Genomic DNA, 2,398 nt, shown 5'->3' with positions numbered 1-2,398 from the left:
GAGCGGAGGGCATCGCCGCGGTGGTGCCGGCCCTGCTGCTGCGCTCGGTCGGCGGCGCCGACCCGGGCACGGTGCGCCTGTTCGGGTACGACCCGGAGCACCTCGGCGGCGGGCTGGCCGGGTTCGCCCCGCTCGGCACCGCCGGGCTGCTCACCTTCGTCGGGCCCGGCGGGCTGGGCCGGCTCCTGGACGACCTGGTGGAGCAGATCCGCCGGATCAACGAGACCGTGCTGGCCGGCGAGTACACGTCGCTGCGGGAACTGGCGGCGGCGACCGGCCGGCGTCCGGAACCCTGGCGGGTCGCGGTGCTGCTCGGCGGCGACGAGCTGTCCCGGCACGAACGCGGCCAGCTCGACCGGGTGGTGCGCACCGGCGCCGCCTGCGGCGTGCACCTCGTGGTCCGCGGCATAGACCTGCCCGACCATCCCACGGTGACCCGGGTCGTGGTGGACCCGGACGGCGCCCGGATCGGCGGCCTGCCGGTGACCCTGGACGACCCGCCGCCGGCCACCCTGGTCACCGAGACCTGCCGGGACATCGCGTCCAGGGTGAACGCCGGCCCACCGCCGGCGCCCTTCGCCGACCTGCTCCCCCCGCCGGAGCAGATGTGGAAGGAGGACTCGGCGCACGGGCTGACCGCGCCGATCGGCGAGGGGCCGCACGGGCGACCGGTGCTGCTCACCCTCGGCGACTACCCGCCGCACGCGCTGATCGGCGGCCCCTCCGGCACCGGCAAGACCAACCTGATCTTCGCGTGGATCGGGGCGCTCGCCGCCCGGTACTCCCCCGCCGAGCTGGAGTTCTACCTGCTCGACTTCAAGGAGGGGGTGTCCTTCGCCCGGTTCGCCCAGGGCCGGCGGGACCCGAGCTGGCTGCCGCACATGCGGCTGGTCGGAATCAACGTCAACACCGACCGGGAGTTCGGCCTGGCGCTGCTGCGCTTCCTCGCCGAGGAGCTGCGCCGCCGGGCGGACGCCGCCAAGAAACACGAGGTCACCAAGCTCGCCGAGCTGCGCGCGGTCGACCCGACCGGGCACTGGCCGCGGATCGTGGCCGTGGTGGACGAGTTCCAGGCGCTGCTGGCCGGCCGGGACGTGGTGGCCCGGGAGGCGGCCGACCTGCTGGAGGACCTGGCCCGGCGGGGCCGGTCGCAGGGCATCCACCTGGTGCTCGCCTCGCAGGACGTGCGGGGCATCGAGGCGCTGTGGGGGCGGCCGGCGCTGGTCGCCCAGTTCACCCTGCGGATCGCGCTGCCGAAGGCGCTGCGCATCCTGGCCGAGCGCAACGACGCGGCGCAGTCGCTGCCGCGGCACCACGCGGTGGTCAACGCCGAGTCGGGGCTGGTGGAGGGGAACCAGGTCGCCCGGATCCCGTCGGCCAGCGACTGGGAGAGCTGGAGCGAGCTGCAGCACCGGCTGTGGCGGATGCGCCTGCAGGACGCCGCGCCGGCGCGGCTCTTCGACGGCGACGCGATCCCGAAGCTCGCCGACGCGCCGGACCTCCGGGCGCTGACCGCACCCGAGCAGGGGGTGCCGCGCAGCCCGGTGGCGCTGCTCGGCGAAATCATCGACGTGCAGGCCCGGTCGGCGACACTCCGGCTCCCCCGGGCGCCCGGGCGGAACCTCGCGGTGCTCGGCACCCGGGTGGACGAGGCGTGCGCGGTGCTGGACGCGGCCGCCCGGTCGCTGGCCCGGCAGCACCGCCCCGGCACCGCCCGGTTCTCCATCGCCTGCCTCGACCCGGACGCCGACCCGGCCGCCCGCGCCCTCTACGAGGACCTGGCCGACGACGCCGCCTGGTACGACGAGGAGACGGTGCCCGAGTTGATGGCCGAGGTGGGCGACTCCCTCGGCGCCCCGGGCGCCCCGACGACCCCGCACTACCTGCTGCTCTACGCGGTCGACGCGGCGGCCGGGCAGCTCGCCGGGCGGGCCGGACGGCGTACCGGGTTGGAGCAGCTGCGCCGGATCCTGCACGACGGGCCGGAACGGCGTACCCACGTGCTGGCGTGGTGGCGTGGCGTGGCCCGGATGCGGGCCGACCTGGGCGGACCGGCCGCCCGCACCGACCAGATCGGGGCCTGGGTCGCCCTCGACGTGCAGGGCGGGGAGCTGGGCTCGTCGCTCTACCCGGGCACCGGCGGGCCGGACTGGTACCCCCGGCCGTGGCGGGGCCTCTACTTCGACCGGGCGGTGCACCGCACCGGACAGGTGATCATCCCTTATGGTCCGTCCCGATGAACGAACCGGTCGCCAGTGAGACGTACGCCGCCCAGCTCCGTCGGCTCGCCGAGCTGACCTCCCGGGTGGCCGCTCAGCGGAAGGAGGCGCACACCTGGTACGCCCAGCAGTGCGCCGCGGCCGACCGGGCGGTCGCCGAGGCCACCGAGCAGGTACGC

At 75.9% G+C, this 2,398-nt stretch carries 1 protein-coding gene; it reads left to right on the top strand.

The window, feature by feature from the left end:
• A partial coding sequence (locus DKL51_RS30990) for an FtsK/SpoIIIE domain-containing protein (protein ID WP_124813050.1) occupies positions 1 to 2,240 on the top strand: 2,240 nt, incomplete at its 5' end.
• Positions 2,241 to 2,398: the final 158 nt, after the last annotated feature.

This window comes from Micromonospora globispora, from assembly GCF_003857015.1.
Lineage (GTDB): Bacteria > Actinomycetota > Actinomycetes > Mycobacteriales > Micromonosporaceae > Micromonospora > Micromonospora globispora.
The sequence above is the reverse complement of the archived record's forward strand: the minus strand, read 5'-3'. Positions and strand labels throughout refer to the sequence as shown.